Annotated in this window: 16 protein-coding genes; 6 read left to right on the top strand and 10 right to left on the bottom strand. The window is 62.6% G+C overall.

The window, feature by feature from the left end; genetic code table 11:
• Together VEJ16_13450 and VEJ16_13445 are read right to left on the bottom strand one after the other, a co-directional pair.
• Positions 1-404 (bottom strand): Ppx/GppA family phosphatase (locus tag VEJ16_13450; GenBank protein HYB10669.1); only part of this gene is annotated, 404 nt, incomplete at its 3' end.
• 9 nt (positions 405-413) lie between these two features.
• The gene (locus VEJ16_13445) at positions 414-2,540 is read right to left on the bottom strand and encodes an RNA degradosome polyphosphate kinase (protein ID HYB10668.1); all 2,127 of its coding nucleotides are present in this window, start codon (positions 2,538-2,540) and stop codon (positions 414-416) included.
• Positions 2,541-2,743: 203 nt separating this feature from the next.
• Here VEJ16_13445 and VEJ16_13440 point away from each other — a divergent pair, with 203 nt between their 5' ends.
• The gene (locus VEJ16_13440; GenBank protein HYB10667.1) at positions 2,744-3,259 is read left to right on the top strand and encodes a histidine phosphatase family protein; all 516 of its coding nucleotides are present in this window, start codon (positions 2,744-2,746) and stop codon (positions 3,257-3,259) included.
• 38 nt (positions 3,260-3,297) lie between these two features.
• On the opposite strand, the gene VEJ16_13435 is transcribed toward VEJ16_13440, so the two are convergent.
• The 5 genes from VEJ16_13435 to VEJ16_13415 form a co-directional block, all read right to left on the bottom strand.
• On the bottom strand, positions 3,298-4,857 hold the full coding sequence (locus VEJ16_13435) for a CHAD domain-containing protein (GenBank protein HYB10666.1): 1,560 nt from the start codon (positions 4,855-4,857) through the stop codon (positions 3,298-3,300).
• 186 nt (positions 4,858-5,043) lie between these two features.
• Complete coding sequence (locus VEJ16_13430) at positions 5,044-5,823, bottom strand: SDR family oxidoreductase (protein HYB10665.1); 780 nt, start codon at positions 5,821-5,823, stop codon at positions 5,044-5,046.
• Between the two features lie 12 nt (positions 5,824-5,835).
• On the bottom strand, positions 5,836-6,513 hold the full coding sequence (locus tag VEJ16_13425) for a DnaA/Hda family protein (protein ID HYB10664.1): 678 nt from the start codon (positions 6,511-6,513) through the stop codon (positions 5,836-5,838).
• A gap of 85 nt (positions 6,514-6,598) precedes the next feature.
• Positions 6,599-7,183, bottom strand: coding sequence for a CDP-alcohol phosphatidyltransferase family protein (locus VEJ16_13420; GenBank protein ID HYB10663.1), 585 nt, complete (start codon positions 7,181-7,183; stop codon positions 6,599-6,601).
• A complete protein-coding gene (locus VEJ16_13415; protein HYB10662.1) occupies positions 7,170-8,357 on the bottom strand; it encodes a DUF2066 domain-containing protein in 1,188 nt (395 codons plus the stop codon). The genes VEJ16_13420 and VEJ16_13415 overlap by 14 nt, the downstream gene beginning before the upstream one ends.
• An 86-nt stretch (positions 8,358-8,443) precedes the next feature.
• On the opposite strand from VEJ16_13415, the gene purM reads away from it, so the two are divergent.
• The 3 genes from purM (at position 8,444) to VEJ16_13400 (ending at position 10,409) form a co-directional block, all read left to right on the top strand.
• Positions 8,444-9,526, top strand: coding sequence for a phosphoribosylformylglycinamidine cyclo-ligase (gene purM / locus VEJ16_13410; GenBank protein HYB10661.1), 1,083 nt, complete (start codon positions 8,444-8,446; stop codon positions 9,524-9,526).
• Positions 9,527-9,528: 2 nt separating this feature from the next.
• Positions 9,529-10,197, top strand: a complete 669-nt coding sequence (gene purN, locus VEJ16_13405; GenBank protein ID HYB10660.1) for a phosphoribosylglycinamide formyltransferase — start codon at positions 9,529-9,531, stop codon at positions 10,195-10,197.
• Between the two features lie 68 nt (positions 10,198-10,265).
• On the top strand, positions 10,266-10,409 hold the full coding sequence (locus VEJ16_13400) for an aa3-type cytochrome c oxidase subunit IV (GenBank protein ID HYB10659.1): 144 nt from the start codon (positions 10,266-10,268) through the stop codon (positions 10,407-10,409).
• Between the two features lie 138 nt (positions 10,410-10,547).
• On the opposite strand, the gene ndk is transcribed toward VEJ16_13400, so the two are convergent.
• Positions 10,548-10,970 carry a nucleoside-diphosphate kinase gene (ndk, locus tag VEJ16_13395; GenBank protein ID HYB10658.1) on the bottom strand — a complete coding sequence of 141 codons (423 nt, stop codon included), beginning with the start codon at positions 10,968-10,970 and terminating at the stop codon, positions 10,548-10,550.
• Between the two features lie 157 nt (positions 10,971-11,127).
• Here ndk and VEJ16_13390 point away from each other — a divergent pair, with 157 nt between their 5' ends.
• Both VEJ16_13390 and VEJ16_13385 read left to right on the top strand, forming a co-directional pair.
• Positions 11,128-13,038 carry an ABC-F family ATP-binding cassette domain-containing protein gene (locus tag VEJ16_13390; GenBank protein ID HYB10657.1) on the top strand — a complete coding sequence of 637 codons (1,911 nt, stop codon included), beginning with the start codon at positions 11,128-11,130 and terminating at the stop codon, positions 13,036-13,038.
• 253 nt (positions 13,039-13,291) lie between these two features.
• Positions 13,292-13,525 carry a hypothetical protein gene (locus tag VEJ16_13385; protein ID HYB10656.1) on the top strand — a complete coding sequence of 78 codons (234 nt, stop codon included), beginning with the start codon at positions 13,292-13,294 and terminating at the stop codon, positions 13,523-13,525.
• 119 nt (positions 13,526-13,644) lie between these two features.
• Here the strand turns inward: VEJ16_13385 and VEJ16_13380 are convergent, their stop codons facing one another.
• Both VEJ16_13380 and VEJ16_13375 read right to left on the bottom strand, forming a co-directional pair.
• Positions 13,645-14,094 (bottom strand): DNA polymerase III subunit chi, encoded by a 450-nt coding sequence (locus VEJ16_13380; protein ID HYB10655.1) that lies wholly within the window; start codon positions 14,092-14,094, stop codon positions 13,645-13,647.
• A gap of 56 nt (positions 14,095-14,150) precedes the next feature.
• A partial coding sequence (locus VEJ16_13375) for a leucyl aminopeptidase (GenBank protein HYB10654.1) occupies positions 14,151-15,142 on the bottom strand: 992 nt, incomplete at its 5' end.

Genomic DNA, 15,142 nt, shown 5'->3' with positions numbered 1-15,142 from the left:
GAGAGCACGCCAAGCGCCGATAAGCGCGCTTCGTCCTGGCCGGTGACAACCTGGACCTTGTGCTTGCAGCGCCGCTCTACTTCCTCGACAAATTGGGCGCCATCGGTGGCGTCGCGCACGGCTGCCGTCGCCAGGATGTCGAGGCGGTCGACCTGCATATGCCGTGCGAGCAGCACAAAACGCGCGAGGTTTTCGAGGGCTCGCATCCGACCGTCGGTACTAAGACGACCGGTGCGCGCAAGCCCGCGGCCTAGGCCGCAAAGGACGCGTTCGTTGAACTCGACCGCGGGCGAGCGGCGCAGCCGATCGTAGACCACGAGACGGATTGAATTCGACCCAAGGTCGATCACGCCGATCCGAGCCGACTTCACCACGACTGCCTCAGCCCGGCGGCTTGCCTCCACGAGTTGACCTCACACCTGCTTCGAGATCAGTCGCGGCACGATCTTGGACTTCTTGAGCGCGCTACCGCGCCCTGAAAGGCTGGGGTTCGTCATGAAGTAGGTGTGGGCGCTGAAGGCCCCCTTATCGGCCTTGAGGCGCGTGTAGCCGCCATTGGATCCAAGGACCCAGCTTTGCGCAACATCCTTCAGATTGGCGACCATGACTTGGCCCATGACCTGCTCGTGCACCGTTGGATTCTCGATCGGCACGAGAGTCTCGACCCGACGATCGAGATTCCGCGGCATCCAGTCGGCCGACGAGATGAACACCTTGGCCTCCGGCGAGGGCAAAGCATGTCCGGCGCCAAAGCAAACGATTCGGCCATGTTCGAGAAAGCGCCCGACGATGCTCTTGACCCGGATATTCTCGGACAGCCCCGGAACGCCCGGTCGCAAGCAGCAAATGCCACGTACGACGAGATCGATCTGAACGCCCGCCTGGCTTGCCCGGTAGAGCGCGTCGATCACCTGCGGATCGACCACCGAATTGAGCTTGGCCCAGATTTGCGCAGGCTTTCCTTCCTTGGAGTGCGCGATTTCCGCTTCGATGTGGCTCAGAAGAAACTCGCGCAGGTTGATGGGGGCGATCGCGATTTTTTCCGGCTTTCTCGGACGCGCGTATCCGGTCATGAAGTTGAAGAGTCTCGCCGCATCGTGACACAGGGCCGGATCGCAGGTGAAGAACGAGAGATCGGTATAAATTTTCGCGGTAATCGGGTGGTAATTGCCCGTGCCGAAATGGACATAGGAGCAGAGTACCTTGCCCTCACGCCGCACCACGAGAGAGACCTTGGCGTGCGTCTTGAGGTCGAGGAATCCGTAAATCACCTGAGCGCCGGATCGCTCGAGATCGCGAGCCCAGCGGATGTTGGCTGCTTCGTCGAAGCGGGCCTTTAGCTCGACGACGGCGGTGACCGACTTGCCGGCCTCAGCCGCTTCGACGAGCGCCTTCACGATCGGCGAATCGTCGCTTGTCCGGTAAAGCGTCTGCTTGATCGCGACGACGGCAGGATCGGCGGCGGCTTGCCGGATGAACTGCACCACCACATCGAAGCTTTCATAGGGATGATGCACGATGATGTCCTTGTGGCGGATCGCCGCGAAACAATCGCCGCCGAAATCCCTGATGCGTTCGGGAAAACGAGGATTATATGGCGTGAACAGCAGATCGCGCCGCTCGGAAACGATCAACTCCTTGGTACTCGCCAATCCGATTAGGCCGTCGACCTCCGCGACGTCCGCTTGGGCGACGCGAAACTTGTCGATCACAAATCGCGCGATTGCGGGGGGCATGCCCTGGTTGATGACGAGGTGGATGACGTTGCCGCGACGCCGACGCTTGAGTGCCGATTCGAAGACGCGGACGAGGTCCTCCGCTTCTTCCTCGATTTCAACCTCGCTGTCGCGCAATACGCGGAACAGACCGAGACCCAGAACCTCGAATCCCGGAAACAGGCGATCGAGAAAGAGACCCACAACGCCTTCGACCGGAAGAAAACGGATCTTCCGCCCCGGAAGGCGCGTGAAGCGATCGATCTGGTTTGGAATCGGCACGAGCGCCATCAGATTCTTCCCATCCTCGGCTCGCGAGAGCTCGAGCACGATCGAAAAGCCGAGATTGGGAATGAATGGGAATGGATGCGCCGGGTCGATGGCAAGCGGGGTCAGGACCGGAAAAATCTGATCGTTGAAATATTCCTCGACCCAATCCCGCTCCTTCTCGGAAAACTCGTGCGCCTCGACCACCGACAATCCCGCCTCGTTCAATTCGTTCCGAAGGATGCGCCAGAGCCGCTGCTGACTATGGACGAGGTCGCTTGTGCGATTACTTATCCCCTCGAGTTGCTCGGCGGGAGTCAACCCGTCCTGGCTCGGCGTCGTCACGCCGGCAGCCATTTGCGCCTTGAGGCCGGCGACGCGCACCATGTAGAACTCGTCGAGGTTGCTCGCGGAGATCGAGACAAAGCGAAGACGCTCAAGAAGCGGATGATTCGGATTTTCGGCTTCGGCCAGCACGCGCTCATTGAAGGCAAGCCAGGAAAGCTCACGGTTGATGAAGCGGTCTTCCGAACCGGCGTCCAATGGGACGTCGACCATTTGCCTGTCGTCGCGCACTTGAACCTCCTCTCGCCTTTTACCGACGGCAGCGTGCCGACAACGTGAGTCTCGGGAAAATCCGGCCCCGACGTTACCGCCCGGATATGACACCACATGCTTCGCCGCTGTCGGATATTACTCTTTGGCCCGGCGCGTGTCATGATCGAGGCGTTGGCGGTCAGCCCCTATGTAACGAAACGATCATGAAAACGCTCTATCTTCTGCGGCACGCCAAATCGAGCTGGGACGAACCGGGCCTTGCCGATTTCGATCGCAGCCTGTCAGGCCGCGGCAAGCGGGCCTGCCGAGCACTGGTCGAGGCCATATCGAGGTTCGGCGTCGCACCGGAGCTGATTCTTTGCTCATCTGCGACGCGGACGCAGGAAACCTTCAAGCGCATAGCGCCTGCGTTCACGAACAAATATACGCTCTCCGTCGAACGGCAGCTTTACCTCGCGAGTGCGCGAAAGCTCTTGGGACGGCTTCGGCGCGTGCCAGATGACACGCCCTCGGCGATGCTGATCGGGCACAATCCCGGCCTCCAAGGGCTTGCGCAATCGCTGGCCGGCCGCGGCGACCGGGCAATGCTCGATCGACTTGCCGTCAAATTTCCAACGGCGGCGTTGGCCGAATTGAATTTTTCCGGGACGAAATGGCGCGCCCTCGATGCGGGGACGGCTGAACTCGTCCGCCTCTGGACGCCTCGCGACGCTGACTAAGGCGACGATCGGGAATCCGGATCGACTGCGAATCCGCGCTATTTCCAGAACGGGCGAAGGCGGGCGAAATTGCCCCACAATGCATCGAGCCGCTTGCGGTCGTGCTTGATTTGGGCCGCGCACCAGCCCTGAAGCTGGCCGATCGCCCGCTCCGCCCCAACATCTGCGATCGTCTCGAGGCGCGGGATCAGATCGTCGGCCACAAGGGCGTCATGGGCCGTGCCGAGGACCTCCTGTAGTCCTCTCAGGGTCGTCGTGAAGCGTTTGATGGATTTGTCGTTGTAAAGGTCGCGGAAGAACTCGATCGCATACCGCAATTTCTTCACGCGGATGCGCAGCTCGTGAATCTCATCGTCGCTGATCTTGCGGCCTCGAGCGCCGAGCTTGAGAACCTTCGCATGGCGCGCGCGCAATACCTCGGTCGCGAACGCGAGGATGGGCCGGTCGAGGACACCATTGAGGGTGTCTTCGCCTTCATGCTTGTGGCCGTTGGTGAAGTTGATGCCATTCGTGAGCATTCCATCCAGCCATGCCTCGAGATGGAGAAGCAAATCCGTGCAGAGTGGATCCGTGAGCGCTGTCCGTGCGCGTTCGTAGCCGCGCCGCCGTTCTCCTTCGGCAGCATCGAGAAGGACATCCAGCCCTTTGGCGCTATGAAGCCGCTTCGCAACGATCCGCATCGTGCTGTCTATGAAGACATCCCATTCCCGTGCGGGGCCGAGCTCTTGCTGGAGCCGGCGAAGTTGGCCCCCGATCGCCTCCCTATCCGTCTCCGGAATCGCCTCGCGGAAGACCGAGAAGGCAGCGCGCAAGCGCCTGATGCCGACACGAAGCTGATGAAGGCCTTCAGGATCCTCGCCGTGATGCGCGCTTTCCACGTTGTCGAGTATGTGCATCACGCAGCCGCGAGCAATCGCGGCAAAAGCACTTCGCACGGTCATCTCGCTTTCGAGATGCACGGCGGCCGCTCGCTTGGGGGCCGGTGTCACGCCGGTCAGGAGGTTATAGCCGCGTTCCGCCTTGCTCGTGTGCTCGAGCCTGAGCGGTATGGTCTTGTTCAGCTTGCGGGCCAGCTCGAAAAGCTTGGACGGTGTCCCGGAAACAAGACCGAGTTCGACCTCGCATACCGGTGCGGTCTTGCCTTCGGCCTTGATCTCGCCGACATCGAGCGCACATTCGATTCTGCTCGTACCCATGCGAATCGGCCAAACCTGCCGCGTCACGTCCGTTACGAATACCGGCTTGAGTTCGCCCTCGTTGGCGTGGGTTTCAATCAAACTCCGAAGTTCGGGATCTTCAACCATCGAGATATCCGGGCGGTCACCGTCGATATGCTTTTCCCACTCCTGGCGCGCGATCAGGCTTTTGCCCGCTTTCGGCTCGCGCTTGATCGTCTGGATCCGCTGCTGCCCGATTTTCCGCACGCGAAGTGCGACAGCTTTGTGCAGAAGTTCGAGTGCCGGCGTGTCGTAATAAGTGCTGACAAGACGCTTGGTCGTACCGCGCGTTTCCTTGAGGGCACGCAAAATGGGATGCCGCTTCAGCCGCTCGACATGCTCGGGCGCGACCGCAAGCTTGAGTTCGATTTCGTCGTTCATCCCGGCCCCGGCGCGGTTGACCTAACCCCACGCTCGCCTTGAAGATTTCTATTGTCTGTTTGGCGCCACCCAGCGGAACGAAGTGTATCCGAAATGGCCCATTGCGGACAACTGCCGCACGGCTAGTACGCGTACACAGCCTGTGTGTAACGGGGATAACAAAAATGGCGGTTTTATTGCAATATGTTACAGCGTACCTTGGTAAGCGCCCCCATCCATTAAAAAGTTTTGGCCCGTGATGAAGCTCGCCTGTGCGCTGCAAAGATAGGCGCAGGCGTCCCCGAATTCGGCGGGAATACCGATTCGACCGGCGGGGTTTGCGGCTCGGGTCTGGGCCAACTGTTCATCGTAGGACTTGCCGAGTTTTTGGGCCTGGAACCGCACAGTGTCGAGCAATCGATCCGTTTCGAAGGGGCCGGGCAGGAGGCCGTTGATCGTGACGTTGTGCCTGACGGTCTGACGCGCGAGGCCGGCGACGAAACCGGTCAAGCCGGTGCGCGCACCATTCGACAGGCCGAGTGTTGGAATGGGCGCCTTCACCGCACCCGACGTGATGTTGACGATGCGGCCCCACTTGCGCGCGATCATGCCGTCGACGGTCGATTTTATCAGAAGGATGGGCGTTACCATGTTGTTGTTGAGCGCCTTGAACCACGCATCCTTGTCCCATTCGCGAAAGTCGCCTGGCGGTGGGCCGCCCGCATTGTTCACGAGGATGTCGGGACTGGGACATGCGGCGAGCGCGGCAGCGCGGCCTTCGTCGGTGGTGATGTCGCAGGCGACCGCGGTCACCTTGCTTCCCGTTTTGGCGCGAATTTCGGCAGCCGTCGCGTCGAGCGTTTCGCGCGTGCGCGCGAGGATCGTGACGTCGGCGCCTTCGCGTGCGAGTGAGAAAGCGCATGCCTTGCCGAGGCCCTTGCTCGCCGCGCAAACAATCGCCTTCTTGCCGGCAATTCCGAGATCCATGCTCGCCCTCCCTCAGGTGCGCTCGGTTGAGCCGATACGACTCAGCACTTCGCGAGCTAGAGGTACCGTAATCCGCCGCCGGGCCGCAAGGGCCGCGGCGTCGAGCCGGTCGACGAGGGCGCATGCCGCCTCGTAGGAGCGCTCCATCCGCGCCAAAAGAAAGCCGATCAGCTCAGCTTCCACGCGGAGCTGCCGATCGGCGAAGAGCTTGACGAGCAATGCGCCGATCAGCGCTTCGTCGGGTGGTGCAACTGCGACGGCGGGTGCGGCCACGAGGCGTGAGCGCAGATCGGCGAGCTTGATCGCAAGACGTGCGGGTGCGATTGCCGAGGTCACGAGAAGGTGCCCACCTCGCTCGGCGAGCATGTTGTAGAGATGAAGCAGCGCCCGCTCATCCAGGCCGCAATCCGCATCCTCGACGATGAACGCCATTCCTGCACCGACGCGTTCGTCGAGCGACGCGGTGACAAGTGCCTCACGCGCCATGACCGAAGCGCCCGAACGTGCGCGCCACACTTGAGCCAAGTGGCTCTTGCCGCAGCCGGGGGCGCCATACACCGTCAGCGCCGGCGCCGGCCAATCGGGCCAGCGATCGAGCCAGGCGACTGCTTCCGCGTTGCAAGGGGACACCAGAAAATCCTCCCGCCCGAAGGCGGGCCGGTGACCGAGATCGAGGGTGAGCTGGGCCACGCTATATCCCTCTATGTCGGCGGCAGATGGGTTTCGCGCGTCGAAAGGCCTCGGCGCGATCTTGTGACGGGCGATTTGACGACCCTCATCCGCCGTCCCCGAGGTCCGCGGTGCGCCGCGTCCAGACCACCACGTAGGCAGCGCCCGAAAGGCACGTCGTTGCCGCGACAATCCAGATGAGCACGGGTTGAATCCGGGTGTCGTCGATCCCAAGACTGAGCGTTCCGAGCACATAGGCCGGCAAGATGAACTGCATGACCGTATTGATCTTGCTAATCATGAGCGGGCGCATTTCGAGCTTGCCCGTCAAGGCATGCACGAGCAGCGCACCGCCGATGATCAGGAGATCGCGAAATACCACGAGGATGACGATCCATTGCGGTAGTCTATGTTCATATCCCATCACGACGAAAACACTGACCAGCAGGACTTTGTCGGCCAAAGGATCGAGGATGCTGCCGACGCGCGTGTGCGCATTGAGCCGGACGGCGAGATAACCGTCGAGCGCATCCGACAAACCCGCAATCAGGAAAAGCCAGAATGCTACAGTCCATGCTTCGTTCAAGATAAGGTAGACGGCAAGCGGTGAAGCGAGCAGCCGAGACAGCGTTACGAGATTGGGCAGATTGATCACGGCCGCTTCGACCACCTCCCCTTTACTCCGTCGCACTCTCCTTCGCGGCAGCACCCGATGCGGGCCGAAGCATCATGCCGCCCGCGTCATCCGTAAGGAGCAGGTCGCGCTGGGCCAGTGCCAGCTTGAGCTGGCCCGGATCGCCGAGGTAATGGAGATCGACGCGCGCCTCGTCGCGTGCGAAATAGACAAGGTCTACCCGGCTTACGAACGGAATTTGTTCGAGGGCACGGCGGATCCGGACCCAATCTTCGAGAGAGGCGAGCGGTACCGTGACAATCGCCTCCTGCGCCTGTCCGAAGTGGATGAGGTTTTCTTGCTTCCACCGCTCGCTGACATCGTCTTCGACCTGGCGTGCGGCACGGGCGAAAAGGGCGTCGCTCGATTCGGCCGGCTGGCCGCTGACGCTGATCACGGTTGCGGGTGTAGCACCGCCTCCACCCTGCCGGCTATAAGAGACATCGATGCGCGCGATGGTGCTGTTGGCGTCGCCGCGGGGACTCGCGATCGCAACGAGGGTCGAGTTCGTTGCGTAACGCCTGGCGAGTGCCGTCAGCTTGTCCGCGTTTCCCCGCACGGCGTCGTCGGCATTCAAGGTGTCGCTGTCCTGGCGATCCCCGCCTGGCACCACGAAAGGCACGAGACCGCCGGCTGGCGGCAGGCTCGTCCAAGCGCGCCTCCACGGATTGGGCTCGTCCCATAAAGACTGGCCATTGCCTGACTGAAGGACTGGAAGCACCACGATGGGCTTGCTCATCGTCGCCGCGAAGGGAATACCGCGATCGCGCAGAATTTGCTCGATGCCGCGCTGATTGAAGTGATAGGTGAGCGTTCCTATGTAGCGGACGGGGGAGTTCTTCTCAGTTTGCACCTCATAGCTCCCGACCACGTCGGCAAGCTCCGCGTCACTCAGGCGTGGGAGACGCGCTTCGTCCTCCTTCAATGTGAGCCGTGCGAAGAGTTGCTGAATCGCGAGCCGTTGGCCGACCGCAAGGGCATGCTCACGGGCTTGCGCCGCGGTCCCTGCGGTCTCGTCGACGTGCACGTCGCGCACCGTGAACACGTCTGCACTTTGCGCCGACGCCGGCGATACCGGTGCGAGCAAGACAAGGCCCCAAATGCTCAGGACAATCGGTATGACGGGGATCGCGAGCGGGAATGGGTTTCTCGCCGCCCAAGGCTTGGCGAGGTTGCGGCTTCGTTGGAACATTGCAAACCGTTCTGGATCAAGTATTGTCGGCCTTGGGTTCGTGGGCCGCAGCCCGTTATACCCGCTCTCATCCGGACGAGGAAGCCATAACGACCTCGAGCGACCATACCACCCGGACATACAAGGACGCGGGCGTTGACATCGATGCGGGCGAGGCGCTAGTCGAGGCCATTAAGCCGTTTGCGCGCGCGACCCGGCGCAAGGGGGCAGACGCCACCCTCGGCGGGTTCGGCGCCCTCTTCGATCTCAGGGCCGCCGGTTACAAGGACCCGATCCTGGTATCGACCACCGACGGCGTAGGCACCAAGCTCAAGGTTGCGATCGCGGCCGGGCGGCACGACGAGATCGGCATCGATCTCGTGGCGATGGTTGTGAACGATCTTGTCGTGCAGGGGGCGGAGCCGCTCCTCATGCTCGACTACTTCGCGACGGGCAAGCTCGACGTGGTCCACGCCACCGCCGTGATCAAGGGTATTGCGCGCGGCTGCGTGGACGCGGGCTGCGCCTTGATCGGCGGTGAGACGGCGGAGATGCCCGGCATCTATGCCGAGCGGGACTACGATCTTGCCGGCTTCGCGGTCGGTGCGGTCGAGCGCGGCGACGTGCTCACGGGATCGTCGGTGCGCGCCGGCGACGTGATCCTCGGGCTGGCCGCCTCTGGCGTGCATTCGAACGGCTTCTCGCTCGTGCGCAAAGTGGTCGAGGAACAGGGACTGAGCTACGGCGATCCGGCCCCCTTCGATCGAAGCTGCTCGCTCGGAGAAGCGCTTCTGACGCCGACGCGCATCTATGTGCGAAGTTGCCTGGCCGCAGCGCGGGCTGGTGCGGTCCAGGCGCTTGCGCACATCACGGGTGGCGGGCTCTTCGAGAATATCCCACGCGTGCTGCCGCGCGGCACCGGCGTCGAGCTCGATGCGAGATCCTGGCCGCTCCTTCCCGTCTTTCGCTGGCTGCGCCGTGCGGCGAACATCCCCTCGCGGGAGCTCGCGCGGACCTTCAACTGCGGCATCGGCATGGTGGCGGTGGCCCACCCTGAAGACGTCGAGCTGGCCACGAGAATTCTCGTGCAAGGCGGAGAGACGGTTTACCGGATCGGCGCCGTCATCAGTCAGCGAATGGCCGAGCCGGAGGTCGTCATCAAGAATATGGACGCCGCGTGGAGCGATTGAGAATGGGCGTGCCGCTCAAGGTCGGCGTGCTCATATCCGGTCGCGGCAGCAATCTGCAAGCCCTCATCGACGCCTGCGAAGCACCCGGTTTTCCCGCCGCGATCGTGCTGGTGATTTCAAATGTGGCGCAAGCCGCCGGCCTCACCCGGGCGGAAAAAGCAGGTATCCCGAGCGCGGTGATCGAACACGGTCGATTCGCCACGCGTGAGGCATTCGACGCGTCACTCGATGCAGCATTGCGCGAGAAAGGCGTCGACCTCGTTTGCCTCGCCGGCTTCATGCGGGTGTTGTCGGAGGGCTTCATCGCGGCATGGGCGGGCAAAATCATCAACATTCATCCGTCCTTGCTACCCTCCTTCCGCGGCCTTCGCACGCACGAGCGCGCGATCGAGACCGGCGAGCGTCTTCACGGATGCACCGTGCATTTCGTCACACCCGAACTCGACGCAGGTCCCATCATCCTGCAGGCCAGGGTCCCCGTCCGCCCAAATGACGATGCGGCTATCCTCGCGGCCCGCGTGCTCAAGGCCGAGCATCGCTGCTATCCCCTTGCACTGCGCTTGATCGCCGAAGGTCGCGTCCACGTCGAAAGCGGCCGCGTGCGGATCGACGATGACGCCCGGCCGGCCATCGAAGCCCTGGACGTCGACAGCATCCGTGATGCGCAATAGGCGGGAGACATTGCCCCTTGCCCGTCTAAGCAGGCCTCGGGCAATATGGGCGCCGGTCGCAAGGGCAGTTGCACAAGGGAGAATTTTCGATGGCCGCCGATTTCGACATGCAATCGCACCTCGACACGTGGCATGGCTTCATCCGTGTTGCGACCATCGGCCTCGGATCCGTTATCGTGGTGCTCTCGCTGCTCGCGATTTTCCTGCTTTGATCGCCCCGCGACCGCTTGCAAGAATATCGATTCCGCGATTCGGCATTTGTCTTCCTGCCTGAACGCTCATTCGGTCCTCTCTTGGAGGGGCAAGCGGCCCGTTCGCACGCCAGTGCTTAAATTCGACGGTTCGCCTGGTTATCCGACGAGTTCGAGCGTGCTGAAGAAGAAGCCGATCTCGCTCCGGGCGGTTTCAGGAGCGTCGGACCCGTGCACCGAATTCGCCTCGATCGATTCGGCGAAGTCCTTGCGGATGGTGCCCGGCGCAGCGTTTGCCGGGTTGGTCGCTCCCATGACGTCGCGGTTCCTTGCGACGGCGCCCTCTCCCTCCAAAACCTGCACGACGACGGGACCCGAGATCATGAAATCGCAGAGGCTTTTGAAGAACGGCCGCTCCCTATGCACGGCATAAAAACGTTCGGCTTGACCGCGCGTAAGCCATAGGCGCTTTTGTGCGACGATCCTGAGCCCGGCCGACTCGAAGCGCGCGTTGATTTGGCCGGTCAGGTTGCGGCGCGTGGCATCGGGCTTGATGATCGAGAGGGTTTGCTCGATGGCCATGGAAAACTCGCTCCCAATATTTGCTGAATTGGCGGTTGGCTCGCGTGGATCCCCGATCGGCGCGGACCAATCTGCGCCGCGCTTATAGACAGCTTGAGCGCCGAGGGCAACCACTGTATCACCCAGCGCTGGAAAACCTGCGTCCGAGACCCGTTATATGCTTCAGATCGCCGACCTCACCTATCGGATCGCCGGTCGCAACCTCTTCGAACGCGCATCGGCGACAATCGCCGACGGCGCCCGCGTCGGCCTCGTCGGCAAGAACGGTGCCGGCAAGACGACGCTTCTGCGTCTGATCTTGCGAGAGATCGATTCCGACGGCGGCGAGATCCAGCTCACCTCCGGGCTAAAGGTCGGCACGGTGGCCCAGGAGATGCCGCCGGCTTCCGACACGCTCGTGGAATTCGTTCTCAAGGCGGATCGGGAACGCGCCACCCTCCTCGCGGAAGCGGAGCAGACCGGCGATCCGCAACGCATCGCCGATATCCATCATCGCCTGACGGACATCGAGGCGCACCGCGCCATTCCGCGCGCGGCCCGGATTCTCGCCGGCCTCGGTTTCAACGAGGCGGCACAGTCGAGGCCGCTCAGCGACTTCTCGGGCGGATGGCGAATGCGCGTCGCACTCGCGGCCGCACTTTTTGCAGCCCCCGATCTCCTCCTCCTCGACGAACCGACCAACCATCTCGACCTCGAAGCCACCATGTGGCTCGAAAACTTCCTCGCCAGCTACTCGAACACCGTCCTCGTGGTGAGCCACGACCGCGAACTCCTGAACAAGGTGGTCGACCGTATTCTCCACATCGACGGCGGCAAACTCGTCCTCTATAGCGGCGGCTTCGATCGCTTCGAGCGAACGCGGCGCGAGCGCCTTGCTCACCGGGCCGCGCTCGCTTCCCGCCAGATGGCGGAGCGCCGGCATATCCAGGCCTTCATCGACCGCTTTCGCGCCAAGGCGAGCAAGGCCCGCCAAGCGCAAAGCCGGCTCAAGGCGCTCGAGCGGATGGAGCCCGTCGTCGCCGTCGCCGAGGAGAACGTGGTGCGCTTCGAGTTTCCGAGCCCAGAAAAGCTACCTCCCCCGCTCCTGGCACTCGAGGGTGCGGCCGCGGGGTATGCACCCGATGCGCCGATACTGAGCAGGCTATCCTTACGCGTAGACCCGGACGATCGCATAGCGCTGCTCGGCGCCAACGGCAACGGCAAGTCGACATTGATGAAACTGCTCGCAGGCCGGCTTGCGCCGTTGCAAGGCCAACGGCGCGCTTCGGGCAAGCTCAAGGTCGGCTACTTCGCGCAGGATCAGGCGGAGGAACTCGATCTCGCGGCGACGCCCTTCGAGCATATGAAGCGCCTCATGTCCAAATCGGACGATACGCAGGTGCGCGCCCATCTCGGGCGCTTCGGCTTCACGCAGATGCGCGCCGAGGTCAGGGCAGGTGCCCTCTCCGGCGGGGAGAAGGCGCGCCTGCTCTTTGCGCTCATGAGCCGCAACGCGCCCAATCTCATGCTGCTCGACGAGCCGACTAACCATCTCGATATCGACGCTCGCGAAGCCCTTGTCGAGGCGCTCAACGACTATGACGGCGCCGTCATCATCGTCAGCCACGACCCCCATACGGTCGAGTTGACCGCCGATCGGCTTTGGCTTGTGAAGGACGGCACCGTAACCGCCTACGAGGGCGATCTCGACGACTACCGCAACCTTCTGCTTGACGAACGACGCGGCAAATTGAGCGACGGCAGCAAGGATGCCGCCGGCAAGCGAAACGAAGGGGCCGTCGGCAAGCCGAGCAAAAGGGAATTGCGCCGCGCCAACGCCGACGCGCGCGCCGCGGTAGCGCACCTCAAGAAGGCCGCCCAAGCCGCCGAGGCGCGCATCGAGCGTTTGACCGCCGAACTGGCAAGGCTAGAGCTTCTGCTTGCCGATCCCGAAATCTACCTCGGTCCCACGGCACGGGTCATGGAATTGCAGATCCGCCTCGGCGACATCAAAAAGGCCCTTGCATCGGCCGAAGAAGCCTGGCTTTCGGCCCAGGAAGCTCTCGATACCGCTAATCCCGGCTCGTGACATCCGGCTGCCGAGGGAGTCCGACTCGATTTCGACTCATTTTTGACTCGGGATTGACTCTGGTCCGGAAGAGACCTCCCGATTATCTGGGACCAGACCGCCGGATTCATGGGATTGGGGCTGTGGGTAAGGCGTGACGCAAGATTTATGGGCTGTTAGTAAAAACTTAACGAATAGGGCTGCAAGGTTGCGCTCTGGTCGGGTGCCCCGTCTGAAGCCGGTGCTGGGTCAAGATGCCAAAGGAGCCTTTGCGATGAAACGAGTCCTTGTTCCGCTTGCCGCCGTCGCGCTTCTGGGTACCGCGGCGTGCAGCGATATGAACGACACTGAGCAACGCACACTGAGCGGGGCCGGGATCGGTGCCGGCGTCGGCCTGGTTGGAACCGCGCTCACGGGCGGATGCGTCTGGTGTGGCGGACTTATCGGCGGTGCGGTGGGTGCGGGTGCCGGTTATCTCTACGATCAGACGAAGAAGGGAAATCTGTAGCAGGCATTCTGCCGCACCTGCGGCCGGCTTGACGTGGGGCCGGTACTAACGGACGGCCCACGAAAGCGCCAAAACGCTTACGAGCCCTGGCCATCGCACAGATGGCGGGCTTGTGCGCGTCACGCCTTTTTCTCCCATTTTCCACGAGTGTCTTGCTGCCAGTACGCGACGTCGTGGCCGGCGTCCTTATAGTCCTTCCAGCGACTGCGCGCGGCGGCGACCGAAGCGGCATCGTTGCCGTCGAAGAGCTCCAGGCAACGCTCGTATCGCGATATTTGCGCAGAATGGGCACCGTCGGCGAGGACAAGGATTTCCGCGCTATTCGGATTCTCGTCGTTCGCCGTGAGCCAGATCGGTTGCTCGGCCGCAAAGCCGTCGCGGGCGCTGCCGTGTGGCAGGAAGTTGCCGTCGTCATAAGTCCAGAGGAGATTGTTGATGGCCTCGACGCGCTCCTCCGAACTGAGGAGCACGACAGCCCGTTTCTTCGCCACCAGGACTTTCTCGAGGAGCTGCGGCAGCACCTCCTCCAAGGCCCGCCGCTGCAGGTGATAGAACCACACCTCGGTCATTACATAACGAGGCCCATCGCGAATCGGGGCTTTCTATGGCACCGACGTTCCCGTCCTCACTTGCCTTCGTAATAGTCGGCGATCAGGCGATCCAAAAGGCGCACGCCGTATGCCGTGCCGCCTTTCGGCACCGTCGGCTTGTCCTTCGAGGACCAGGCCATGCCGGCAATGTCGAGATGCGCCCAGGGCACGTCGTTGACGAAGCGCTTGATGAACTGTGCTGCCGTGATGCTGCCGCCGGCGCGGTCGCCGACGTTTTTCATGTCCGCCGCGGGCGATTTCAGCGCCTTGTCATATTCGTCGCCGAGGGGCATGCGCCAGAGCGGCTCGCCCACGGCCTCGCCGGCGGCGATGAGCCGCTTTGCAAGCTCCTCATTGTTCGCGAAGAGCCCCGCGTATTCGTGGCCGAGCGAGATGATGATAGCGCCGGTCAGCGTGGCGAGATCGACCATGAAGCGCGGCTTGAAGCGCGTGTGGGTGTACCAGATCGCATCCGCAAGGACGAGGCGGCCCTCGGCATCGGTATTGATAACCTCGATTGTCTGGCCCGACATCGATTTCACGATATCGCCCGGCCGCTGCGCGCGCCCGTCCGGCATGTTCTCAACGCAGCCTGCGATGCCCACGACGTTGGCCTTCGCCTTGCGCCCCGCGAGCGCTTTCATCAATCCGATCACCACCCCCGCACCGCCCATGTCCCACTTCATGTCTTCCATGTTGGCGGCGGGCTTTAGCGATATGCCCCCGGTGTCGAAGGTGACCCCCTTGCCGATAAAGGCCAACGGACGCTTATCTTTCGCCCCGCGATTGCCGAGCCACTGCATGACCACGAGTCGTGGCGGCCGTGCGCTGCCCTGGCCGACACCCAAGAGCGCTCCCATGCCGAGCTTCGCCATCTGCTTCTCGTCGAGAATTTCGATGCGGACGCCGAGCTTGGCGAGACCCTTGGCCGCGGCGGCGAGCGATTCCGGATAAATGACGTTCGCCGGCTCGGACACGAGGTCGCGCGTCAGGAAAACGCCCTCCCCGATTTTGTCGAGGGGTTCGT

This window comes from Alphaproteobacteria bacterium (genome assembly GCA_035625915.1).
In the GTDB taxonomy this organism is placed as follows: domain Bacteria; phylum Pseudomonadota; class Alphaproteobacteria; order JACZXZ01; family JACZXZ01; genus DATDHA01.
The sequence above is the reverse complement of the archived record's forward strand: the minus strand, read 5'-3'. Positions and strand labels throughout refer to the sequence as shown.